This is a genomic window from Pseudomonas sp. P4_C4 (genome assembly GCF_056402055.1).
Window position 1 is genome coordinate 76,619 of sequence record NZ_JBFUID010000010.1, and the last position, 23,194, is coordinate 99,812.

General features: G+C 60.8%; 24 protein-coding genes. 4 read left to right on the plus strand and 20 right to left on the minus strand.

What is annotated here, in order from left to right; translation table 11 throughout:
* The first annotated feature begins 20 nt into the window (after positions 1 to 20).
* A complete protein-coding gene (locus AC1DXW_RS08020) occupies positions 21 to 1,073 on the plus strand; it encodes an NAD(P)-dependent alcohol dehydrogenase (protein ID WP_477753726.1) in 1,053 nt (350 codons plus the stop codon).
* On the opposite strand, the gene AC1DXW_RS08025 is transcribed toward AC1DXW_RS08020, so the two are convergent.
* The 6 genes from AC1DXW_RS08025 to AC1DXW_RS08050 all read right to left on the minus strand — a co-directional run bounded on the left by AC1DXW_RS08025 (position 1,070) and on the right by AC1DXW_RS08050 (position 6,937).
* On the minus strand, positions 1,070 to 1,873 hold the full coding sequence (locus AC1DXW_RS08025) for an IclR family transcriptional regulator (protein WP_056727198.1): 804 nt from the start codon (positions 1,871 to 1,873) through the stop codon (positions 1,070 to 1,072). The two genes, AC1DXW_RS08020 and AC1DXW_RS08025, sit on opposite strands and share 4 nt — an antisense overlap.
* Positions 1,874 to 1,933: 60 nt before the next feature.
* Positions 1,934 to 3,244, minus strand: coding sequence for an MFS transporter (locus AC1DXW_RS08030; protein ID WP_223533892.1), 1,311 nt, complete (start codon positions 3,242 to 3,244; stop codon positions 1,934 to 1,936).
* A gap of 187 nt (positions 3,245 to 3,431) precedes the next feature.
* Positions 3,432 to 4,580 (minus strand): galactonate dehydratase, encoded by a 1,149-nt coding sequence (gene dgoD, locus AC1DXW_RS08035; protein WP_007977010.1) that lies wholly within the window; start codon positions 4,578 to 4,580, stop codon positions 3,432 to 3,434.
* Positions 4,581 to 4,628: 48 nt separating this feature from the next.
* Positions 4,629 to 5,249 carry a 2-dehydro-3-deoxy-6-phosphogalactonate aldolase gene (locus AC1DXW_RS08040; RefSeq protein WP_477753727.1) on the minus strand — a complete coding sequence of 207 codons (621 nt, stop codon included), beginning with the start codon at positions 5,247 to 5,249 and terminating at the stop codon, positions 4,629 to 4,631.
* Between the two features lie 19 nt (positions 5,250 to 5,268).
* The gene (locus AC1DXW_RS08045; protein WP_477753728.1) at positions 5,269 to 6,261 is read right to left on the minus strand and encodes a 2-dehydro-3-deoxygalactonokinase; all 993 of its coding nucleotides are present in this window, start codon (positions 6,259 to 6,261) and stop codon (positions 5,269 to 5,271) included.
* Positions 6,262 to 6,454: 193 nt separating this feature from the next.
* Positions 6,455 to 6,937, minus strand: coding sequence for an N-acetyltransferase family protein (locus tag AC1DXW_RS08050; protein WP_477759903.1), 483 nt, complete (start codon positions 6,935 to 6,937; stop codon positions 6,455 to 6,457).
* A 220-nt stretch (positions 6,938 to 7,157) separates the two neighbouring features.
* Here AC1DXW_RS08050 and AC1DXW_RS08055 point away from each other — a divergent pair, with 220 nt between their 5' ends.
* The 3 genes from AC1DXW_RS08055 (at position 7,158) to AC1DXW_RS08065 (ending at position 9,168) form a co-directional block, all read left to right on the plus strand.
* Entirely contained in the window at positions 7,158 to 8,363 is a 1,206-nt protein-coding gene (locus AC1DXW_RS08055; RefSeq protein ID WP_477759904.1) for an MFS transporter, read from the plus strand.
* A gap of 81 nt (positions 8,364 to 8,444) precedes the next feature.
* A complete protein-coding gene (locus tag AC1DXW_RS08060) occupies positions 8,445 to 8,768 on the plus strand; it encodes a hypothetical protein (RefSeq protein WP_477753731.1) in 324 nt (107 codons plus the stop codon).
* 19 nt (positions 8,769 to 8,787) lie between these two features.
* A complete protein-coding gene (locus AC1DXW_RS08065) occupies positions 8,788 to 9,168 on the plus strand; it encodes a Rho termination factor N-terminal domain-containing protein (protein ID WP_477753732.1) in 381 nt (126 codons plus the stop codon).
* Between the two features lie 207 nt (positions 9,169 to 9,375).
* On the opposite strand, the gene araH is transcribed toward AC1DXW_RS08065, so the two are convergent.
* The 14 genes from araH to mltG form a co-directional block, all read right to left on the minus strand.
* Positions 9,376 to 10,344: an L-arabinose ABC transporter permease AraH gene (gene araH / locus AC1DXW_RS08070; protein WP_477753733.1), complete on the minus strand. Its 969-nt coding sequence runs from the start codon at positions 10,342 to 10,344 to the stop codon at positions 9,376 to 9,378.
* A gap of 12 nt (positions 10,345 to 10,356) precedes the next feature.
* Positions 10,357 to 11,895 carry an L-arabinose ABC transporter ATP-binding protein AraG gene (gene araG, locus AC1DXW_RS08075; protein ID WP_477759905.1) on the minus strand — a complete coding sequence of 513 codons (1,539 nt, stop codon included), beginning with the start codon at positions 11,893 to 11,895 and terminating at the stop codon, positions 10,357 to 10,359.
* Between the two features lie 65 nt (positions 11,896 to 11,960).
* Complete coding sequence (locus AC1DXW_RS08080) at positions 11,961 to 12,965, minus strand: substrate-binding domain-containing protein (RefSeq protein WP_223459570.1); 1,005 nt, start codon at positions 12,963 to 12,965, stop codon at positions 11,961 to 11,963.
* 141 nt (positions 12,966 to 13,106) lie between these two features.
* A complete protein-coding gene (locus AC1DXW_RS08085) occupies positions 13,107 to 13,925 on the minus strand; it encodes an SDR family oxidoreductase (RefSeq protein WP_477753735.1) in 819 nt (272 codons plus the stop codon).
* 273 nt (positions 13,926 to 14,198) lie between these two features.
* A complete protein-coding gene (locus AC1DXW_RS08090; protein ID WP_477753736.1) occupies positions 14,199 to 15,074 on the minus strand; it encodes an SMP-30/gluconolactonase/LRE family protein in 876 nt (291 codons plus the stop codon).
* Between the two features lie 45 nt (positions 15,075 to 15,119).
* Entirely contained in the window at positions 15,120 to 15,836 is a 717-nt protein-coding gene (locus AC1DXW_RS08095) for a FadR/GntR family transcriptional regulator (RefSeq protein WP_477753737.1), read from the minus strand.
* A 140-nt stretch (positions 15,837 to 15,976) separates the two neighbouring features.
* The gene (locus AC1DXW_RS08100; protein WP_477753738.1) at positions 15,977 to 16,537 is read right to left on the minus strand and encodes a DUF1285 domain-containing protein; all 561 of its coding nucleotides are present in this window, start codon (positions 16,535 to 16,537) and stop codon (positions 15,977 to 15,979) included.
* Between the two features lie 16 nt (positions 16,538 to 16,553).
* Positions 16,554 to 17,162 (minus strand): DUF4823 domain-containing protein, encoded by a 609-nt coding sequence (locus AC1DXW_RS08105; protein ID WP_477753739.1) that lies wholly within the window; start codon positions 17,160 to 17,162, stop codon positions 16,554 to 16,556.
* Positions 17,163 to 17,334: 172 nt separating this feature from the next.
* A complete protein-coding gene (locus tag AC1DXW_RS08110) occupies positions 17,335 to 18,303 on the minus strand; it encodes a GTP 3',8-cyclase MoaA (RefSeq protein WP_477753740.1) in 969 nt (322 codons plus the stop codon).
* Positions 18,304 to 18,440: 137 nt separating this feature from the next.
* Positions 18,441 to 19,079, minus strand: coding sequence for a TetR/AcrR family transcriptional regulator (locus AC1DXW_RS08115; protein ID WP_108215361.1), 639 nt, complete (start codon positions 19,077 to 19,079; stop codon positions 18,441 to 18,443).
* A gap of 387 nt (positions 19,080 to 19,466) precedes the next feature.
* Complete coding sequence (locus tag AC1DXW_RS08120; protein ID WP_477754370.1) at positions 19,467 to 20,255, minus strand: TatD family hydrolase; 789 nt, start codon at positions 20,253 to 20,255, stop codon at positions 19,467 to 19,469.
* Between the two features lie 73 nt (positions 20,256 to 20,328).
* Positions 20,329 to 21,315 (minus strand): DNA polymerase III subunit delta', encoded by a 987-nt coding sequence (locus tag AC1DXW_RS08125; protein WP_477759906.1) that lies wholly within the window; start codon positions 21,313 to 21,315, stop codon positions 20,329 to 20,331.
* The gene (tmk, locus tag AC1DXW_RS08130; RefSeq protein ID WP_477754368.1) at positions 21,308 to 21,940 is read right to left on the minus strand and encodes a dTMP kinase; all 633 of its coding nucleotides are present in this window, start codon (positions 21,938 to 21,940) and stop codon (positions 21,308 to 21,310) included. The genes AC1DXW_RS08125 and tmk overlap by 8 nt, the downstream gene beginning before the upstream one ends.
* A gap of 19 nt (positions 21,941 to 21,959) precedes the next feature.
* The gene (gene mltG, locus AC1DXW_RS08135) at positions 21,960 to 23,192 is read right to left on the minus strand and encodes an endolytic transglycosylase MltG (protein WP_477754367.1); all 1,233 of its coding nucleotides are present in this window, start codon (positions 23,190 to 23,192) and stop codon (positions 21,960 to 21,962) included.
* Positions 23,193 to 23,194 lie beyond the last annotated feature (2 nt).

The window sequence follows — 23,194 nt, forward strand, 5'->3', positions numbered from 1 at the left end:
GCGATTTTGCGAGGTTCACCATGTACACCGCCATCGGATACGCCGCCCAGTCGGCCACCACTCCCCTCGCCCCTGTGAAATTCGAACGCCGCAGCCCACGGGCCGACGACGTTGCCATCGAGATTCTCTACTGCGGCGTCTGCCATTCCGACATCCATCAGGCCCGCAACGAGTGGGGCATTGCCGTTTACCCGCTGATGCCCGGCCACGAAATCGTCGGCAAAGTGACCGCCGTTGGCGCGAACGTGACCCGACACAAGGTCGGCGATCTGGTCGGCGTCGGCTGCATGGTCGATTCATGCCGCCATTGCGAGGCGTGCCAGGCCAACCTGGAGCAATACTGCCTCGAAGGCCCGACCATGACCTACGCCACCCCGGACCGGGTCGATGGCAGCAACACCATGGGCGGTTACTCCGACAGCATCGTGGTCAGCGAGCACTTTGTGGTGCGTATCCCGGAAAAACTGGCCCTGGCCAGCGCCGCGCCAATCCTGTGTGCCGGCATCACCACCTACTCGCCGCTCAAGCACTACGGCGTGAAGGCCGGCGACAAGGTCGGGATTCTCGGCATGGGTGGCCTGGGCCACATGGGCATCAAGTTCGCCAAGGCCATGGGCGCCGAAGTGACGCTGTTCACCCGTTCGGCAAGCAAGGCCGAAGAGGCTCGCCGTCAGGGTGCGGACCATGTGATCGTGTCCACCGATGACGCCCAGATGCAGGCCGCCGCCGGTCACTTCGACTTCCTGCTAGACACCATTCCGGTGCAGCACGACCTCAACCCCTACCTCGATACGCTACGTTTCGACGGCGTGCATATTCTGGTGGGTCTGATCGAACCGGTGGAGCCGCCGGTGCATGCGGCCAAACTGGTATTGGGACGTCGCGTGCTGGCGGGTTCGCTGATCGGCGGCATCGCCGAAACCCAGGAAGTGCTGGATTTCTGCGCCGAGCACAACATCACCTGTGACATCGAAATGCTCGACATCCGCCAGATCAACGAGGCTTACGCCCGCATGATCGCCGGTGACGTCAAGTACCGCTTCGTCATCGATATGGCGACCCTCAAGGTTTAAACCTTGAGGCCAAGCTCCGCCGACAGCCGGGCTGTGACCCCTTTGATCAGGGGAATCAGCTCGGCCATTTTCTCCAGCGGCATGTACGGCACGGTACTGGCGATGCTGATGCCGGCGACGATGCGTTTGCTGGCATCGCGAATCGGCGCCGCCACGCAGCGGATCGACGGTTCGTTGTCCTCCAGGTCGAAGGCGTAACCGCCGGCCACGTACTCGACCATGCGCTGCTCGAACTGCTCCCAGGATTGCTCCGGGTGCTGCGGCCAGAACTGGTTTTTCCCACCCACCGGCAGGCTGACTTCGTACAGGCGCTGCCACTCTTGCGGCGAATCATCGAGCATCAGCGCCTTGCCGATGCCAGTGCGTGCCAACGGCATGCGATGGCCGACCCGCGAACGCATTTCCGGGCCATTGCGCCCCGGATTCTTGTGCAGGTACAGCACTTCGTCGCCTTCACGGATCGCCAGGTGAATGGTGTCGCCGGTCAATGCCGACAACTCATCCAGATACGGCCCGGCCAGGGTCACCAATGGCAACTCTTCTCGGGCCTGAAAGCCCAACTCGATCAGTTTCGGCCCCAGCAGATAACCGACTTGCGGCACCACCCGCAGATAACGCTCGTCCACCAGGCAACTGGCCAGGCGATGGGTGGTGCTGCGCGTGGTGCCGATCAGCCGGGCGATTTCCTTGAGATCGCGGGCGCCGCTGGCCACGGCATGAACCACACCCAACCCGCGAAGCAGGGTCTGGGTGCCGGTCGGCGCGGCGTCCTTGGCGATTTTTGGGGCGTCTTCCTGCATATCCAGCCTTTACCGTTGAGCGAGTGAACGGGCGGCATTATGGTCGCCCGCGTGCCACGACTACAACTTGATACGCTCGACCTTGCCCACCAGCAAGATGTAGGACAGTGCACCGATCAATGCCAGCACCGAGATGTAGGTGATTGCCGGAGCAAAAGAATCACCCGTCGCGAGGAAGCCGATCACGATAGGCGTGGCAATCGCCGACAGGTTGCCGATGAAGTTGAACACCCCGCCGGTCAGCCCGAGCAAGCGTGCCGGAGCCAAGGTCGACACCAACGACCAGGTGATCGAAGCCAGGCCATTACCGAAGAATGCCAGCGCGAGGAAGGCGATCACCAACGGCGTCGACTCGACAAAGTTGGCGCCGATGATCGAAGTGGAAATCAGCAGGCCGCTGATGATCGGCAATTTGCGGGCGAAACCAACCGTGTAACCGCGACGGATCAAAAAGTCCGAGAAGAAACCGGAACACAGCACACCGATAAACGCGGCGAGAAACGGCAGCGATGCCAACAGGCCGGACTTGATGAAGTCCATGCCGCGATATTTCACCAGGTAGGTCGGGAACCAGGTGAGGAAAAACCACAGGGTCGAGTTGAGGCAGAACTGCCCGAGGTAGATGCCCCAGAGCTTGCGCTTGGTCAGGACGATGCCCAGGTCGGTCCAGCTGAATTTGGCTTTGACCTTGGCTTGTTCGGCCTGGATATCCACCAGCCCACCGCCCTCGCGGATCAGATCAATCTCTGCGTCATTGGCGCCTTTGAAATCCCGCGGCTCGCGATACACCGCGTACCAGATCACCGCCCACACAATGCCCACTGCGCCGGTGGCGACAAACACCATGTGCCAGCCGAATTCGTGCTGCAGCCAGGCCAGCACCGGTGTCAGGAAGGCCAGGCCGACGAATTGCCCGGAAGTGTAGAAACCGATGGCCGTCGCGCGCTCGCGCTCGGGGAACCAGGTGGTGACCACGCGGCTGTTGATCGGATAGGCCGGCGCTTCCAGGGCACCGACGGCCATGCGCAACACGAACAGCGCGATGAAGCTGGCGGCGAAGCCGAGCATCACCGTGGCCACCGACCACAGCAGCAAGGCGACGCTGTACAGAATCCGTGGCGGCACGCGATCCACCAGCCAGCCACCGGGAATCTGCATGGCGGCGTAGGTCCAGCCGAACGCGGAGAAGATCAGGCCGACGTGGATCGGGTCGATGCCCAGGTCACTGGTCAATGCCGGGGCGGCAATCGACAGGTTGCTACGGTCCAGGTAGTTGATCACCACGGTGATGAACAACAGCACCATGATGAAAAAACGCTTGCGGCTGGGCGTCACCAACGACGCCTGCCCGGTGAGGGTTTGCGGTTGCATGGGGGGTGCCTCTTCTTATGGTTATTGAGGTCGATTTTGAAGACGTACGCTAACCCCCTGTGGGAGCGAGCTTGCTCGCGATGACGGCGGCACATCCGACATTGATGTGACTGACAGGACGCTATCGTCGGAACGCCGCCCGGAGCAAGCTCGCTCCCACAGGGATAGGTGGTGGATCAGAGATCTCTCACCACTCGGCAAAACTGCCATCGGCGTGGCGCCAGATCGGGTTGCGCCAGCGGTGGCCGATGGCGGCGCGTTCGATCACGTATTCCTCGTTGATCTCGATTCCCAGGCCCGGGCCGTTCGGGATCTTCACGAAGCCCTGGTCGTAGTCGAACACCCGTGGGTCTTTGACGTAGTCGAGCAGGTCGTTGCTCTCGTTGTAATGGATGCCCAGGCTCTGTTCCTGGATGAACGCGTTGTAGCAGGCCGCGTCCAGTTGCAGGCACGCCGCCAGCGCAATCGGGCCCAGCGGGCAATGCAGCGCCAGCGCCACGTCGTAGGCTTCGGCCATGTTGGCGATCTTGCGGGTTTCGGTGATGCCACCGGCGTGGGACGCATCCGGCTGGATGATGTCGACGTAGCCTTCGCTGAGCACACGCTTGAAATCCCAGCGCGAGAACAGCCGTTCACCCAAAGCGATCGGCGTGCTGGTCAGCGGCGCCAGCTCTTTCAGCGCTTCGTAGTTTTCGCTGAGCACCGGCTCTTCGATGAACATCAGCTTGTACGGGTCAAGCTCCTTCATCAGCACCTTGGCCATGGGCTTGTGCACCCGGCCATGGAAGTCCACGCCGATGCCGACGTTCGGGCCGACGGCATCGCGCACGGCAGCGACGTTGGCCAGGGCCTGGTCGACCTTGTCGAACGTATCGAGGAATTGCAGTTCTTCGGTGCCGTTCATTTTCACCGCGGTAAAACCACGCTCGACCGCTTCTTTCGCCGCACGCGCGGTATCCGCCGGACGGTCGCCGCCGATCCACGAATACACACGAATCTTGTCCCGCACCTGACCACCCAGCAGGTCGCTGACCGACACGCCCAGCGCCTTGCCCTTGATGTCCCACAAGGCCTGGTCGATACCGGCCAGGGCACTCATGTGGATTGCGCCGCCGCGGTAGAAACCGCCGCGATAGAGCACGGTCCAGATGTCTTCGATGTTGCGCGGGTCTTTGCCGATCAGGTAGTCGGACAATTCTTCAACGGCAGCGGCGACGGTGTGGGCGCGGCCTTCGACCACGGGCTCACCCCAACCGGTGACGCCCTCGTCGGTTTCGACCTTGAGGAAGCACCAGCGCGGCGGAACGATGAAGGTGGTCAGTTTGGTGATTTTCATCTTTTGGCTCTCTTATTAGATGCAGCGCGCTCGGCGCTCAAAGAAGTCTTAGCGAAGGGCTTTCCAGGCAGCGACGTACGCCTTGGCATTGGCCGCCACTTGTTCCGCCGTCATGCCCGGTTTGAACAGACCGGAGCCGAGGCCGAAACCTTTGACGCCAGCGTCGATAAACACCTGCATGTTGTCCGGCGTGATGCCGCCGACCGGCGCCAGAATCGTTCCCGCCGGCAGCACTGCCAGCCAGGCTTTGACGACCGCCGGCCCCATCTGCTCGGCCGGGAACATCTTCAGCACATCCGCTCCTTCAGCCAGTGCCGCGAAGGCTTCGGTCGGCGTGGCGACACCCGGCGACAGGTAAAGCCCCGCCGCTTTCGCCGCGCGCAAGACCTTCGGATCGCTGTGGGGCATGACGATCACCTGGCCGCCCGCGGCTTTCACTTGCTCGACCTGCTCCGGCGTCAACACCGTGCCGGCACCGATCAGGCAATCGGCGGGCAAGGTACTGCGCAGGATGCGGATACTTTCGTACGGCTCAGGGGAATTGAGCGGCACTTCGATGACGCGAAATCCGGCGGCGTACAGGACTTCGCCGATGGCGGCCGCTTCCTGCGGGCGCAGGCCGCGCAGGATCGCAATCAGGCCGTTTTGCGCCAGGGCTTGTTTGAGCATGTCAGACCTCCAGTCAGGTTTAACGGGATGCGGTGCGCGTGACCAGGCCGGCAGCCAGCGCCAGTTGCCACAATCCGCATTCGGTGGCCTGTTCGGCCAGGGTCACCCGGGCAAAACCGCAGGCGTCGAGCGCACGGCTGTAGCGGGCACAGAGTTGGGTGTTGCCGATGAGGATGATCCAAGGCAGGTGCACGCTGTTGCGCCGGCGCCGCTGGACGTTGGCCAGGGCTGCCAACTCGTGGCCGATCAACAGGCCGGACAGGTAGTCCGCCTGGGCGGTGGCGCTCAATTCGCCGGTCAGCCCGAGACTGCGGGCGCTGAACATCGTCGACAGCGGACCGGTTTCACCGTCCGCCGACAACGCGACCTGCACGCCGCGATCAAACGCATCGCCATCGAAGGACCCGCCACGCTGCTGGGTGCGTCCGAGAATGCTGTGCTCGCTGAGCACGGCGAAGACTTCGCCGGTCATGAACGTATCGAAATGCACGATGCAGCCGTCGGCCACTTCCACCCATTTCGAATGGCTGCCCGGCAGGCCGATCAGCAGATCAGCACCCACCTCGCTCGTCAGGTTTTGCAGCACGCCGAGCACCTGGGTTTCTTCGCCGCGCATCACGTTCGGCAGAGGCGAACGCTCGATGACGCCTGGCACGATGTGCACATCGATGCCGCGCAGGCTGCGCACGGTTTGCAGGGAAGTACCGAGCGTGGCGACGTTCGCCGGCGTGTCGCGGTAGGCCGCTTCGCACCAGCCCTGGGCGCTGCCGACCATGCCGCAGGCAATCACCGGCAAATCCGGCTGGGCATCGAGCCAGTCACCGCAAGCCTCATCGAATGCCAGTTCAAAACCATCGGCGCATTCCCGGCCGCCAATGATTCGCGGCGCTTTCGGCAGCTGCATGATCCCCGACGACAGCGAACGCTGTTCGAGGACCAAGCCACCTTCAGCCAGTTTGTAAGCACGTAATGAGGTTGTCCCCCAGTCGAGCGCGATCAATTGCGCCTGCATCGCTTCACCTGTTTTGGTTTTTGGCAGTGAGTGAGCGGGACTATAAACCCTGGTGTTGCAAAATCTCAATATATAAATATCAATCCCATATTGTGAGACAATACAAAAAAAGATCGCAGCCTTCGGCAGCCCCTACAGGGAAACGCGAATTCCTGCGTAGGAGCTGCCGAAGGCTGCGATCTTTTAAGAAGTTTCAGTTACCCGATGCGAAATCCCGCAACACCGCTCCATCCATCCGATACCGAACCCACTCCTCCTGCGGCTGCGCGCCCAGGGATTTGTAGAATTCGATGGCCGGGGTATTCCACTCCAGCACGCTCCACTCGAAACGACCGCAGTCGTTGGCGCAGGCGATTTTCGCCAGATGCCGCAGCAGGGTCTTGCCCGCACCACCGCCGCGCTGTTGCGGGGTGATGTAGAGGTCTTCAAGGTACAGGCAATTGCTGCCCAGCCAGGTGGAATAGCTGAAGAAGAACACCGCGAAACCTATGGGTGCACCGTCGCGCAGGCAGATCAGGCCATGGGCGGTGGCGCCTTCGCTGAACAGGCTGCGCTCGATATCGGCAACGCTGGCGATGACTTCATGGCGGGCACGTTCGTAGTCGGCCAGTTCAGTGATGAACGCGAGGATTTGCGGTGCGTCACTGGGGGTCGCCGGGCGGATTTCGATCGTCATGGACGTGCCTTGTCAAAAGTGGAAAACGCCATACTAAGTCGGCGCGGTACTTGTGGCGAGGGAGCAAGCTCCCTCGCCACAAAAGCTGAATCACCACAACAGTGCAGATGCTTTACTCCGGCCAACACTAACCTTGGAATCGATAACCTCGGACCTAACATCCGCGCCGTGCGTGGTTAGATAGATGCGCTGCTCATTTAGCCGGTCAAGGAACCGCGTCATGTCTACCGCAACCCCCCCTGTCTCAAGCAAGTTGTTCGGTCTGTTTTGCCTCGCCAGTTACCTGTTGTCGTTGTCCTACGGTTCGACGTTTTTGCTGTCGTTGCTGATCGGCTCTCGCGGCGGTAACGAACACGACGCCGGCAGTGTGATTTCGGCGGCGATGCTCAGCACCTTTGCGGCGGTGATTGTTTCCGGTCATTTGTCCGACTTGCTCGGTGCCGCCCGATCGGTGGCGCTGTTCGGTGTATTGCTGGTAGCGGCCAGCCTGGGCTTCGCCCTGACCCCGGGCTTCGGTCATCTGCTGTTGTTTTTCGGGCTGCTGCTGGGCCTGGGCTGGGGCGTGTTCTACACCCTCGGGCCGATCATCGTGGCGAGTCTGGTGACACCCGCGCAGCGCGCCAGATACTTCGCCCTGCTGTCGGGCAGCATGATGACCGGGATCGGTAGCGGCCCGTTGCTCGGTCGCGCGGCGAGTGCACTCGGTTATCCGGTGACGGCGGCGTTTTACCTGGCGGCGCTGGCCAGCCTGATCGGCGTATTGCTGTTCTGGCGCCTGGATCGACAACTGAAACCGGCGCCCGCGCAATCTGGCAGCGTGTCGCGGATTTCCTGGCGCGCAGCGGCTCAGGTGCTGTCGTCCAGGGCCGTATTCCCGATCATCATGGTCGGTCTCGGCGGCTGCGTGTTCGGTGGTCTGTCGAGCTTTCAAACCAGTTATGCCGCGGCGCGCTCGCTCGACTATTCGTTGTTCTTCCTCGGCTTCATGAGCGCGGCGATCAGCGGCCGCATGCTGGTTGCCGGTTTCGTGGTCAAGCGCGATCCATTCCGTGCATCGTGCGTGCTTTCGGGGTTGATGCTGGCATCGATCGTGATGTTCGGTTTTGTCGTCGACAGCAGCTTCAGCTACGTGCTCGCGGCGGCGATGCTCGGGATCGGTTACGGCCTGACCTACTCGGTGATCAACGGTCTGGCCGCCAATGAAGCGCCGAACGGCACCACTGCGCAATCCTTGCTGCTGTTCAGCCTGTCGTACTTCATCGGCGTGTTCGGCTTTCCCTTGCTGGCAGGGAAAATCATCGTCGAGCAAGGCATGGCCACACTATTGCTCACGGTGCTGGCGGTGGCTGCGCTCAACTGGATGATCACCGTGGGCCGCTTGATCTGGCGTAGAGCCACAGCGGTCAGGGCATTGGAGCAGGCCTGAGCCGTTCGTCGCTAACAATGCACCCATCCGGATCGAAGGCGGACTAATCAGGTAAGGACTCTACCCGTTGGAGACAACACCATGATCCTGTCCAGGTTGACTGCCCTCGCCCTCGCCGCCCTGCTGTCTTCTGCCGCGTTCGCCGGGACCATCGGCTCGAGCACCGGCCCGACCAACCCGGTTGAAAAGCCCAGGGCACCGGCGATCCAGAGTGCTCCAGGCATGAACACCGATGGCACGACGATCGACCACAACCTCCCGCCTGCCACCGGCACCGACCCGCGAACCCAGGGCAATGACATGGATCGTCAGGGCGGGACTAATCTGCCGGACAAAAAAAAGCCCGGCAGTGGTGGCCTCGGTTCAAGCACCACCGAGGACGAGGAAAGCAATATGAGCCAGTAATGAAGCCAGGAGAAATCCCATGCCTCGTGGAAGTAAAACCAAATACACGGCCGAGCAAAAACGCAAGGCGCAACACATCGAAGACAGTTACGAAAGCAAAGGCCTTTCAAAGAACGAAGCCGAAGCCCGCGCTTGGGCGACAGTGAATAAACAGTCCGGTGGCGGCGAACGGGCCGGTGGGTCGGGGCGCAAGAAACCGGCCAGTGCAAAGTCGGCAAATCGCAAGGAGTCGGCGCGTCGAGCGGTGGCCACTCGTGAGGGGCACTCACGCGATAGCGCTGCATCCAGAGAGGCCCAGACGGTCGATAGTTTGAGGAAGGAAGCACGAGCGAAGGACATTCCCGGGCGGTCCTCGATGCGCAAGCAAGAGCTGATCGAGGCGTTGCGCAAGGCGGGTTAAGACCAACTGTTTTGTGTCGAAGCGGATGCCCTCATCGCGGGCAAGCCCGCTCCCACAGGGGACCGCGTTCGTCTGAACAACCCGGTCAACTGTGGGAGCGAACGTGCTCCGGGCGGCGATCCGACGATGAGGCCGGCAAATCCAACATCAATGTTGGCTGATATTCCGTCATCGCGAGCAAGCTCGCTCCCACAGGTGTAATGGGCGTCAGCGTTGTTTCAGGCGGTCAATGACGACAGCCAACAGCAGAATCGAACCCCGAATCACATACTGATAAAACGTATCGATGTTCTTCAGGTTCATCGCATTCTCGATGATCGCCAGAATCAGCACCCCGGCGATCACGTGCCGGATCATGCCGATCCCGCCACTCAACGACACCCCGCCCAGCACGCAGGCCGAGATCACCGTCAGCTCGAAACCCTGACCGATCATCGGTTGTCCGGAGGTCATGCGCGATGCCAGGATTACCCCGGCCAACGCACCGATCACGCCATGCACGGTAAAGATGATGATCTTGGTCCGGTCGACATTCACACCGGCCAGCAGCGCCGCTTCCTGGTTGCCGCCAATGGCCATGGTGTTGCGCCCGTAGGTGGTGTAGTTCAGCAGCCAGCCGAAGAACAGGAAGCAGATGATGGTGATCAGGATTGGCACCGGCACGCCGAACAACTGGCCGTTACCGAACACAAAGAACGATTCCTGGGACACCCCCACCGCTTTACCGTTGGCGAAGATGTAGGCCAGGCCGCGTACGATTTGCATGGTCGCCAGCGTGGTGATCAGCGCGTTGACTCGCAGCTTGGCAATCACGATGCCGTTGATCAGCCCGACGATCAGGCCCATCACCAGCGCCGCACAGACTCCGAGAAACACGCTGTCGGTGTCGCGCATCACCACCGCCGCGACTACTCCGGCGCAGGCAATCACAGAGCCCACCGACAAGTCGAAATGCCCGGACGCCAGGCAATACAACATGGTGCACGCCGCGATCCCGGTGGTGGAAATCGCCAGGCCCAGGCCACGCATGTTCAGCGGCGAAAGGAAGTTGTCGATCATCAGGGTACAGAGCACGAAGATTCCGACGGCGGCCAGCAGCATTACCCAGTCATCGAGAAAACGCCGCATATCCAGGGGTTTGCGCGTGGTCGGCAGGGTGTTGTCTTGGGTTGTCATCATAGTCACCTCTCAGTTCGCCACGCCGTCGTCGCGTTGGCGCGGCAAAGCCAGTTGCAGCAGGTTGGATTCATTGGCCTGGTCGCGGCTCAGCTCGCCACGCAGGGCGCCTTCGCACAGCACCAGGATGCGGTCGGAAATACCCATGACTTCCATCAAGTCACTGGACACCACAATCACCGCGATCCCCTCGGCCGCCAGGTTATGGATGATCTGGTAGATCTCGGCCTTGGCACCGATGTCGATGCCGCGGGTGGGTTCGTCGAGCAGCAGCACTTTCATCGGCATCGACAGCCAGCGGCCGAGAATGGCCTTCTGCTGGTTACCGCCGGAAAGAAACCTGATCTGCTGCCCGGCGTGGGGCGTTTTCACCTTGAGCGCCTTGATCTGCTGGTCGGCGTTGTCCTTCTCCCACAGCCCGCGCAACAGGCAACCGAAGGTGGAGTTGGCGCCGCGGGCGCTGATGTTGATGTTCTCGGCGACGCTGGCCAGCGGCAGGATGCCTTCCTTCTTGCGGTCCTCGGGGCACAACAGGACCCCGGCGGCAATCGCGTCCCGGGGTGAACGCAGCTTCAGTTCATGGCCACGAAGTTTCAGCTGTCCGGCGCTGTGGCGCGCCAGGCCGCTGAGCAAGCGCAACAGCTCGGTGCGACCGGCACCGACCAGCCCGAACAGCCCGAGGATTTCGCCCTTGTGCACCTCGAAACTCACCGGCTCACGCAACCCCGGCCCAAGCAAACCGTCGACCTTGAGCGCCACGGCGCCGCGCTGACGGGGGCGGTAATCGTAGATGTCCTGAATGTCACGACCGACCATGCAGGTGACCAGTTGATCGTGGGTCAACTGGCCCATGTCCTCGAACGTGCGCACGTATCGCCCGTCCTTGAACACCGTCACAGCATCACAAATGCGAAACACCTCTTCCATGCGATGGGACACGTAGAGCACCACTTTGCCCTCGTCCCGCAGCCGGCCGATGATCGCCATCAAGCGCTCGATCTCCCGCGCCGAAAGGCTGCTGGTGGGTTCGTCGAAGGCAATCACATGGGCGCCACGGGACAAAGCCTTGGCGATTTCCACCAATTGCCGCTGGCCGAGGGACAGGCGCCCGACTTTCTCTTGCGGGTCGATTTCATCGGCCAGGCCTTTGAGACAGGCCAGTGCCTGCTGGCGCAGGGCACCGCGGTTGATCAAGCCGAAACTGGCCGGCAGATGCCCGAGAAACAGGTTCTCCGCCACGGTCATTTCCGGCACCAGATGCAGCTCCTGATGGATCACCGCGACGCCACTGCCGATGCTGTCGGCGGTGGACTTGAAGTCCATCGCCCGCTCGCCGATCTGCAAGGCACCGCTGCTGGGCGTATAGGCCCCGCCGAGGATTTTCAGCAGCGTCGACTTGCCGGCACCGTTCTCGCCCATCAAGGCATGAACCTGCCCCGGATGGGCGACGAAGCTGATGTTGTCCAGCGCCTTCACACCGGGAAAGGTCTTGCCGATCCCGTTGAAGCGCAAGCTGCCGCTGTGTTGTTGTGTATTTGTTTGCGCGTGCATAACCCACCTCTTCAAACCGGTCAGGCAGCCCCGTCGCCGAGGCCGCCGCTGAAATCAAACGGTCGTCAGTTCCACAGGCCGATCTTTTCCAGTTCCTGCTTGAAGTTGTCGCGGGTGATCAGCGTCACGTCGTCCATGGCGGTGAATTTCGCCGGTTCAGTGCCGGTGGTGACCCACTCGTACATCATGCTCGCGGTGTTGTAGCCCTCGATGTGCGGGCTTGGCAGCATCGAGCCGTAGAAGCCGCTGTCGGGTTTCTTCAGCTCGCCGATGGCGTCGGTACCGTTGATACCGATGCCGATCACGTTGGCCGCAGCGAAACCGGCGCTCTCGGTGGCGCGCACGCCGCCGAGGACGGTGTTGTCGTTCATGCCACCAATGATCAGGTTCTTCGCCGCACCCGGCAGTTTCACCAGGGCGGAGTTGGTGGCGTCCATGCTGCCTGGTACGTCGAGGGTCTTGAGGGCCGCGAACAGGATGTGGTCTTTCGGCATGCCGGCGTCTTCGAGTGCCTTGACCGAGCCGTCGGTGCGCTTCTTGCCAGTGTCGAGTTCGTTGTAGGTGTTGATCACCGCATAGGTGTCTTTCCAGTCCCAGCCGCGCTTCTTCGCCTCGGTGGCCATGGCATTGCCCTGCTTCTGGCCGACTTCGAACGCGGCCATGCCGAGGTACGGCACATCCTCCATGAACTTGCCGCTGGCATCGACGAAACGGTCATCGACGGCAATCACCTTCAGCCCGTTGAGTTTGGCCTTGGCCATGATCGCAGGTCCCAGGGACACGTCCGGCGGGCAGATCACGAAGCCTTTGGCGCCGTTGGCCGCGAGGCTGTCGATGGCAGAAAGGGTTTTCTCACCGTCCGGCACGGCGATCTTGATCAGGGTGAAGCCCTTCTCTTTCCCGGCCTTTTCGGCAAAGGCCCATTCGGTCTGGAACCAGGGTTCTTCCGCTTGCTTGACCAGAAAACCGATTTTCACTTGCTCGGCCGCCAGCAGCGTGCTGCTCAGGCTGACCGCCGAGACCGCCAACGCGGCACAGCAAAGGGAACGGATAGCATGACGACGATTCATAAGCTGACTCCTTGTTATTGTTCTTGAGCGTTCTTTGAAAGCGTTCTTTGTAAACAAAGGACGGTAAAACCGTACTGCCAATAGTCATATCGTATGATGATTGTATTTCAGACGTAGTAATGCGCCTGAAAGCCCGATGACTCAGTCGTGGTACATCACCGAGCGCCCGCCATCGATAGTGATGCACGAGGCATTGATGAACGGCGCTTCATCGCTGGCCAGGAACACGGCGGTCATTGCCACTTCGATCGGCTGACCGATGCGACGCGGCGGGTGCAGGTCAAACGCGCGTTGGCGTTCGGCGTGGGGGTCGGCGAAACCGTTCCAGTAATCGATGTTGATCTGGGTTTCGATATAGCCCGGCGCGATGGCATTGACGCGGATGCCCTTGGCCGCATATTCGATGCCCAGCGCGCGGGTCAGGCCGAGCAGGCCATGCTTGGCCACCGGGTACGGAAAGCAGCCCGGAATGATGTGGGAGGAATGGGTGGAGGCAATGTTGATGATGCTGCCGATGCCCTGCTCGATCATCTGTGGCAGCACCGCCTTGCAACCGTACCAGGCGCCATCGAGGTCGATGGCAAAGCAGCGATGCCAGTCTTCTTCGGTCATTTCCAGCGGGTCACGGAATACGTTGACCCCGGCGCAGTTGACCAGCACGTCGATCCGGCCATGCAGGTCAATCGCCAGCCGGGCCATGGCGTGCAGATCCTGTTGACGCGACACGTCGGCCTTGATCGCCACCACATCGGCGCCTTTGTCTCGCCAATGTGCTGCGACTTTCTCGACTTTCTCGGCCTGAATGTCACTGATGATCAGCCTGGCCTGCTGGGACGCGAAGGTCGCCACAATCGCTTCGCCGATACCCTGGGCGGCACCGGTCAGCAACACGACCTTGTTTTTCAGGCGTTCGCCCTTGGGCGGTTCGGGCACCGGTGGCAATGACAGTGGTTCAGCCATGGATCAAGACTCCTGTTCGAAGACACGACGAAAACCGGGCATCTGTCGATGTCCGGTCAAAAGGCGCTGGGTAGGAAACAGGTGAGTGCGAAAACGTTTCAGCTCGGAAACGCTCTGAGGCACAGGCTCCGCAAGGGAGCACGGGGGAACTTCGCTGCATCACTTCACCTGTTTTGTTTTTTTGAGTGTGAGTGCATGTAACTGGTGAGGCCGACTATAAACCCGGCCCGCGACAAATCTCAATATATATATTTGCATCCCATACTATGGGATTTACCCAGCAAAACGCGTGCATTGCTTTCCAGGCACATCCACTGGAATCGACAACACGGCCCCATCCAACGGATGGCCCAGCGGACTGGCTGCGCTGGTGATGTACAGGGTTTTCAGGTCTGCACCACCAAACACGCAACTGGTGGGACGACTGATCGGCAATTCGATGATCCGATCGACTTTGCCGCCAGGGCTCAACCTGAGCAGGCAGCTGCCGTCCCAACGGGCATTCCAGATAAAACCTTCGGCATCCATCGCCGAACCGTCCGGGCCGCCACGTTCGTGCGGACCAAACCAGAGCTGCGGCGCATCGAGGGCTCCGTCGGTACGGATGAAATGTCGATACAAGGTGCCGTCGAGGCTGTCGCCGAAATACACGGTGGTGGCGTCATCGCTCCACAACAGCGTGTTGGGAATGCCCAGGTTACGCAGCAGCGGCGCGACCCGCCCGGCGCGATCGATGCGCAACAGTCCACCGGAACGGCGGACGATGGGCAGGTCTTCACCGTGTTCTCCGATGTTGTTTTGCATGGTGCCGAGCCAGAGCTGGCCCTGGGCGTCGCAGCGGGCTTCGTTGGGGCGGTTGCCCGGTTGCGGATCGGCCACGCAGAACAATGTCAGGCGCGGTTCCAGGCCAGGAGAGTCGAGATCGAGCCGATAAACCCCACTGCTCAATGTCACCAGCGCATCGCCGCTTTCGCAGGGAATGAAGGACGACACATGCTCCGGCATCTGCCAGATCTGCACATTGGAGCCGATCAACCGCAACGCCTGTTTACCCGCGATATCCACCCAATACAGCGCCTGGGTCGGCGCATCCCAGAACGGGCCTTCACCCAGTTTCGCCCGATGCCCGGTAACCGCCGTCAAAGTCATGAAACCTCCTGCAGGGTTCTTGTTTTCATGTGGGGATTTTCGTTGTCAGCTGGCCTTTTTATCGGCCATGACTTGCGGGTAGTAGCGTTTGATCGCCAGGTCCGCGTTATCGATCAGGGTCATGCAGGCCCAGACACCCCGGGCGGTATCACGGGCCGCGATAGCCTCGGCCAGGTCCCGGTGAATCGGCAAGGTGCGGCGCAGTTCATCCGGGTCGGCGGCGGACACTTCAAAGGCCACCGCCAGCAACGCGCCGAGAGCGGGAACCATTTGCTCGATGAATTGATTGTGGCTGGCAGCGAGGATGCACTCGTGGAAGAGCTGGTCGGCACGGTTGTAATCGATGCCGCTGTCCACAGCCTGTTCCAGCGCGTTGCAGGCCAGCAGGATCGCGTTCACCTGTTCGCCGGTTGCACGCTCGCAGGCCCAGCGCACGGCCATCGGTTCGATGGTACGGCGCAGGTCGAGCAGATCGTCGACGAAGTTTTCCGGCAAGCCGCTGCGCGACAACCAGCCGACGACTTGTGGATCGAAGAGGTTCCAGCGCCGCACCGGCAACACCCGCGTGCCGACCTTCGGGCCGACTTCGAGCATGCCTTTGGCAACCAGGGTCTTGATGGCTTCACGGATGACCGTGCGGCTTACACCAAGTTGTTCGCCGAGGTCGGCTTCGACCTTGAGTGACTCACCCGGCTTGACCTGCCCCGTGGCGAGCCAGCATCCCAGCCAATCAACGGTCGAAGCATGAAAGCTGCTGGACATGGACACCTCAAAGCCGTATGTGATGGAAGCTCACGCTAATCATCATACGATTGGATGTCAAATAAAAAAGATCGCAGCCTGCGGCAGCTCCTACAGGGAAATGTGGACTCCTGTAGGAGCTGCCGCAGGCTGCGATCTTTTCAAGGCTCAAGACCGATGGGGAAGAACTCGCCGCCACTCCAGACACCGAGCCAGCGCTGGCCGTCGATCTCGCGGCTCACCGCCAGCTCCACCAATTGATAGAACACGTTGCGATGGATCAAGGCTTCAAGATTGCTGCGCACATGCACATAAGGGGCCGGTTCCTGCGTTACCGGATCGATGACCACGCGCATCGGATGCTCGGCACCGGCCTCGGTGGTTTCATCGACGTTGGTGGTAAAGCGCAACACCTGCGCCTCGCCCTCGCCTTCCACGTCCACCGCAATCGCCACGAACGGCGCATCGGCGACCTTGATGCCGACCTTTTCGACCGGCGTGATCAGGAAATAATCATCGCCGTCGCGGCGAATGATGGTGGAGAACAGCTTGACCATCGGCTTGCGCCCGATCGGCGTGCCCAGGTAATACCAGGTGCCGTCGCGGGCGATGCGCATGTCGATGTCGCCGCAGAAATCGGGATTCCACAGGTGCACCGGCGGCAAGCCTTTGGTCTTGGGGATTTGCCCCAGCAGGTCGTTGGCTTTTTGCGGGCCACTCATGGTGTTCTCCTTGAAATTACTGGTCGCTGAGCCCCAGCAGGCTGCGCGCATATTGTTCCAGCGGCGGGCCCATCAGGTCTTCGGGTTTTTTATCGTGGAACGTCAGTAAACCGCCACGACTCTTGATGGTCGCAGTATCAATCAAATACTGGGTGCTGGTCTCGATCAACATGATCTGAATCATACCGCTGTCGATGCCGAGACGATCCAGGGCTTCCTGATCCAGCCACTCGTCCGAGTTGCCGATACGGTCGTCAGACTTGGCAAATCGGGTGTAGAGCAGATAGTGCGCACCGGCGGCACGGGCTTCGCCCATGGCATGGTCGAGGCCTTGGGGCGTACGGGCACGGCGGACCATCGGGAAGTATTCGACGAAGCCATCGAACGCGACTTCGGCAATCACGTTGGGCCGTGGGTAAACGGAGCTGCCCGCAGGCATGAAAGCGCCCTGGGCGATGTAGACGAACGAGTCCGGCTGAATGCGCAGATTGTTTACGCGACGACTGTCGCTGTGATCGAGTAACCCCGCATCGCTCATATGGTAACGAGTCCCTTCGGCCATATCGCTGACGTTCATGCAGCCACCAAGTGCCAAAACGGCCAGCAGCAAAACCAGGCTACGCATCCTATCCTCCCAGAGGCCGGTGTCGGAAAACCGGCGAATGGCCGTAGGATGCAGCTTTTGCGCCAGCTCATGAGCATTGTTGACTTATCTATAGCCATCGCGAGCAAGCTCGCTCCTACAAGGATTTACGCAAAACCTTGTGGGAGCGTGGCTTGCCCGCGATGAGGCCGGTTCAACCGCCGATAATCTTCATGACAGTCGCGCCACCAGAGAACGCCACTTCCTGCTTGTCCCCCAAGGCCTTCACCAGAAGCCTCTGCAAGGCCGGCAGCGCCTGGTGGCGCGGCTTGTCCAGCAGGTCGCCGATGTAATGGCGATTACTCGACGACAGGCAGCCATGCAGCCACCCGGTGGAGGATAAACGCAAGCGTGAACAGGTACGGCAGAAAGGCACACTTTCATTGGCGATCACGCCGAAATAACCCAGGCCGGGAATTTCATAGCGAACGGCCGTCGCATCGACCGGGGCATCGGCCTGCAGATACTCGTAGCGCTCGCCGATCAGGCTCAGCAATTGCTGGAGGCTGACGAACTGTTGCAGAAAAGCATTGGAATCGTTGGCCAGGTGGCCCATGCGCATCAGCTCGATGAAGCGCAGTTCATAACCGCGCTCCAGGCAGTAGTCGAGCAGCGGCATCACCTGATCAAGGTTCTGCCCGCGCAGCGGTACCATGTTGACCTTGATCTTCATGCCGGCCGCACTGGCCTCGTTCATGCCGTCGAGCACGGTGGCCAGGTCGCCGCCCCGGGCAATGGTGCGGAACGCATTGGCGTCGAGAGTATCGAGGGAAACGTTGAGGCGCCGAATGCCGGCGTTCACCAGCAGTGGCAGTTTCTTCGCCAGCAACTGGCCATTGGTAGTCAGGCTGATATCTTCCAGGCCCATCTGCCCGACCGCCGTCATGAACGCTTCGAGTTTCGGGCTGACCAGCGGCTCGCCGCCGGTAATGCGCAGACGCTCGATCCCCGCCGCTTCAATCAGATAAGCCACACCGCGCGCCATGGCTTCGGCCGACAACTCATCCTGCGCAGCCACCAGCCGCTTGCCGTTGGGCACACAGTAGGTACAGGCGTAATTGCAGGCTGAGGTCAGACTGATTCGCAAGTTGCGAAAACGCCTGCCTTGACGGTCAACGATCATGGTCACTCCGGCGGAAGAATATCGGGCCGCTAAAACTTGACCCAGAAATCAAGTTTTAGCAAGTCCTCTACCTGAGTATATTCCTGCGGCACTGCGCCAAGTAGCGAAATCATGGCGCAATAAGGCAACTGAATGGCTCAGCTGCCGGGCGTGTCGGTGTCACGCTTGCGCTTGTTGCCCATGCGCACGCCGATGTCCATCAGGAACTGGAAGAAACCTTCCTGATCTTCCAGCACGTTGCTCCAGAACGGCGAGTGGTACAGCGCGACAGCACCGTGCACCAACGCCCAGGCCGCGCAGTAATGGAAGTAAGGCGGTACATCTTCCAGCTTGCCTTCACTGATCCGGCCTTTGATCAGCAGGGTCAGGCGTTCGAAGTTCGAGGCACGGATCTTGTGCAGTTCCTCGATCATCTCCGGCACCTGGTTGCCCTTGACCACTTTCTCTTCGAGGCGGTCGAACAGGCGATAGCGTTGTGGATCGCGCATGCGGAATTCGAAGTACGCCCGGGACAAGGCTTCCTTGTCCTTGTCGACATCGGCCGAATGCAGCAGTGTGTTCAAATCGCGCTCGTAGTCGAGCATCAGGCGCAGATAGATTTCCGCCTTGGACTTGAAGTGCTTGTAGATCGTGCCTTTGCCGATACCGACGGCATCAGCAATCATCTCGACGGTGACACTGTCTTCACCTTGTTCGAGGAACAGCTTGAGCGCGGTATCGAGAATTTCCTGCTCGCGGCGACGAAATTCACGGACCTTACGAGGTTCTTTATGCATAAGAAAAGGTCTGTCGGGGTCAAAATTCGAAGCCGCGTATTATGCCTAACTTGCGCCAAAATGCACGGATCATCCGACCATATCTGCGCTTTCTGGTCATTCTGCGCACGTTTACAGGGTGATGAGAACTCTTCCGAAGCGCACGTATTCCAAATTTGTTTAAAAACCCTGACCCGCAAACTGGACTAGGCGCAATCCTGATCAATACTTGAACTGTCGGCGGGGCATCTCCCCCAAGTGTCACGCCGATATTGGTACCGACGGACCGCGTACCATTGTTTTACTCCTAATGGTCTTAACCCGGATTCACCCCCCAGAACCCGGGTTTTTTTTGCCTGCGATTTAACCTTGTGGGAGCGAGCCTGCTCGCGAAAGCGGCTTCGAACCCTAAACTGATTTCACATGCGCCAACGGAAACAACCGCTTGAAGTTCTCAGTGGTCTGCTCGGCAAACCGCTCGTAGGGCTCACCACGCAACATTGCCAGAAATTCCGCAACTTCACGCACGTACTGCGGCAGGTTTGGCTTGCCGCGATGGGGAATCGGCGCCAGGTACGGCGAGTCGGTTTCCACCAGCAATCGGTCGGCCGGCACCTTGCTGGCCACATCACGCAACGCATCGGCATTGCGGAAAGTGACAATCCCGGACAGGGAAATATAATAGCCCATGTCCAGTGCAGCCTTCGCCATTTCCCAGTCTTCGGTAAAGCAATGCAATACGCCTGCCTGGGGCAAGGCCGCTTCACGCAACAAGTCCAGGGTATCGGTGCGGGCCCCACGGGTGTGGATGATCACCGGTTTGCCGGTCTGCTGCGCCGCTTGCAGGTGCAGGCGAAAGGATTCCTGCTGCAACTGCGCCGCTTCCGGCTCGTAGTGGTAATCCAGGCCGGTTTCGCCGATGGCGACCACCCGCGGGTGATTGAGCTCCTGCAACAGCCAGTCCAGCGCCGGCGCGGCCCCCGGCTGCACATCCAGAGGGTGCACGCCCACCGAGCAGTCGACGTCGTCATAACGTTCGGCCAGGGCTTTGACGTCGGCCGCGTTGTCCGCGCTGACACCGATACACAGAAAGTGCCCTACCCCGCGCTGTCGGGCAGCCTCCAGGGCGGCATCCAGGGAGCCGCCGTGGGCGGCCAGGTCGAGGCGATCAAGGTGACAATGGGAATCTACGAGCATAAAAGGGCTGCAACTTGTATCGAATGGGTGGGACGGGCGGATGTTCTGATACTCGGAGTCTAGGCGCGGACAGTCATCTTTGGCCAGGCAACGACGCCCATTGCACCAGCAATGCCTCCAGTAGCAAGGCCGGATTGAGGTTGGCCTTGCTCAAGACTTTCTGTCGCTGGGCGAGAATCCAGTCCTGAATATCGAGGACTTTGCCCTGGGCGCTTTTCTGCGCCAGGTATTGCACGACCTTGCGCATGTCGGCAAGGCCCAGGCCAGCTTCGTCCTGGGTCAACTGATAGCGCAGGATCAGGCTCGACCAATCGCAGAACCAATCGAACAGGCGCAACATCGGAATGTTTTTCCACTCTTCGGCCAGTTGCGTCGGCGACTGCTGTTGCTTGAGGAGTTTTTTCACCCCTTCCACCACTTGCATGCGTTGCTCACGCACGCCCTGGGCCTGAAGATTGACCGCCGCCAGTGGCGAACCGGCGGCCAGTGTCAGCAGTTCGACGCGCTCTTCTTCGGAACACTCCGGCAACGCCTGGGCCAGCCACTTCAAGCTCATGGTCTCGCCCGGCAGCGGACAGGCCTGCTGCACGCAGCGACTCTTGATGGTTGGCAATAAACGGCTCGGCTGATGGCTGACCAGCAACAACACTGTATCGCCGGACGGTTCTTCAAGGCTTTTGAGCAAGGCGTTGGCGGCGTTGATGTTCATCGACTCGGCTGGTTCGATCAGCACCACTTTGCGCCCGCCCAACTGCGCAGTCTGCACCACGAAACCGACCAGGTCGCGAACCTGATCGACCTTGATCGCCTTGTCGGCTTCTTCCGGTTCCAGGATGTAGTTATCCGGGTGGCTGCCAGCCTTGAGCAGCAGACAGGATTTGCATTCACCGCAGGCTTGCAGCGCGTTCGGGCGCTGGCACAGCAAGCTGGCCATCAGGCGCTCGGCCAGTGCCCGCTTGCCGATCCCGGCCGGGCCATGCAGCAGGTAGGCATGCGCATGCTGGGCGCGACCAGCCAGGTGCTGCCAAAGGTTTTCCTGCCACGGATAGGCCTCAGCCACGGTTCAACTCCAGCAGGCGCGGCAGCAAGGCATCCAGCGATTGCTGAACCTGTGCCAACGGTTGGGCCGCATCGACCAGCACATAACGCGCCGGATCCGCCTCGGCGCGCTTGAGGAAGGCACTGCGTACGGCATCGAAAAAGGTCCGGCCTTCGAGCTCGAAGCGATCCAGACGACCGCGGGCACTGGCGCGGGCCAGACCGACCTCGACAGGCAGATCGAAAATCAGCGTCAGGTCCGGACGCAGTTCACCCTGAACGAAGGTTTCCAGGGTCGCGATGCGCTCCAGCGACAAGCCACGGCCGCCGCCCTGGTAGGCGTATGTCGAATCGGTAAAACGATCACACAAGACCACGGCACCGCGGGCCAGCGCCGGGCGAATCACCTCGGCCAGGTGCTGGGCACGCGCCGCGAACACCAGCAGCAACTCGGCGTCCGGGCTCATGACTTCGTCGACCGGGGCCAGCAGTACTTCACGGATGCGCTCGGCCAACGGCGTGCCACCCGGCTCGCGGGTCAGCACCACCTCGATGCCGGCGGCGCGCAAGCGCTCGGCCAGGTATTCGCGGTTGGTGCTCTTGCCGGCGCCTTCCGGGCCTTCCAGAGTAATAAACAAGCCAGTCACAGGCAGTCCTTAGTCAGAGTCATTGCGGGCTTTTCGGTGCGTTGGCATCGGGTTCCGGCATTTCAGGGGCTGGCGCAGGATCTTGCGCCGGCACTTGCGGTAGCGCCTCGGGAGCCGTGTTCGGTGAAGCGGCCGGGATCGGAGCCAACTCTTGCGAAGACTTGGCCTCCTGCGTACCGGTTTGCTCAGCCTCGGTTGGCGGCGTCTCGGGCGTGGAGGCGGGCGCCGGGCTGGAGCGGTAATCGGTACGACGCTTGAGCTGGAATTCCTTCACAGCATTGTTGTGAGCGTCCAGGTCGTCGGAGAACACGTGAGTGCCATCACCGCGCGCCACGAAGTATAGGCTGTTGCCCTCCACCGGATTGAGTGCCGCATGGATGGCTTCGCGACCGACCATCGAAATCGGCGTCGGCGGCAGGCCCGCATTCATGTAGGTGTTATAGGGCGTCGATTCCTTGAGGTGAGCCCGGGTCAGCTTGCCGCTGTAGCGGTCGCCAAGGCCGTAGATTACCGTCGGATCGGTCTGCAGCAGCATGCCCATCGCCATGCGTCGTACGAACACGCCGGCAATTTGCCCGCGCTCCTGCGGTACGCCGGTTTCCTTCTCCACCAGCGAGGCCATGATCAGCGCCTGGTAGGGTTCGGTGTACGGCGCATCCGCGGCGCGCTGCTCCCATTCCTTGGCGAGCACTTCGTCGAGGCGCTCGTAAGCGGTTTTCAGCAGCTCGATATCGGACATGCCGCGCACGTAACGATAGGTGTCAGGGAAGAAGCGCCCTTCCGGGAAAATCCCGCTGTGGCCGAGCTTGTCCATGACCTGGCTGTCGCTCAAACCGTCGAGGCTATGGTCGAGCTTCTCTTCTTTGGCCAGCGCTGCGCGGACCTGACGGAAATTCCAGCCTTCGACCAGGGTCAGGCTGTACTGAACCATTTCCCCGCGTTTCCACAGGTCGATCAGGCCTTCGACGGTCATGCCCGGCTTCATGCGGTATTCACCGCTGTGCAGGGGTTGCCTGGCGAGGTTGAAGCGCCAATATACCCGCAGCCAGAATGCGTCCTTGATGACGCCATTGGCTTCGAGTCGGTAGAAGGTGCGGGTCGGCGTGGTGCCCTTGGGCACATCCAGCAATTGCTCCTGGGCAATGTTCAGCGGCTGTACCAGCGCCGAATGAATTTTCCAGGCTGAAGCACCCAACAGCAGCCCTGCCAGAACCAGTCCGGTTTCCAGCAGCAGCAAGAATTTACGTCTCACGT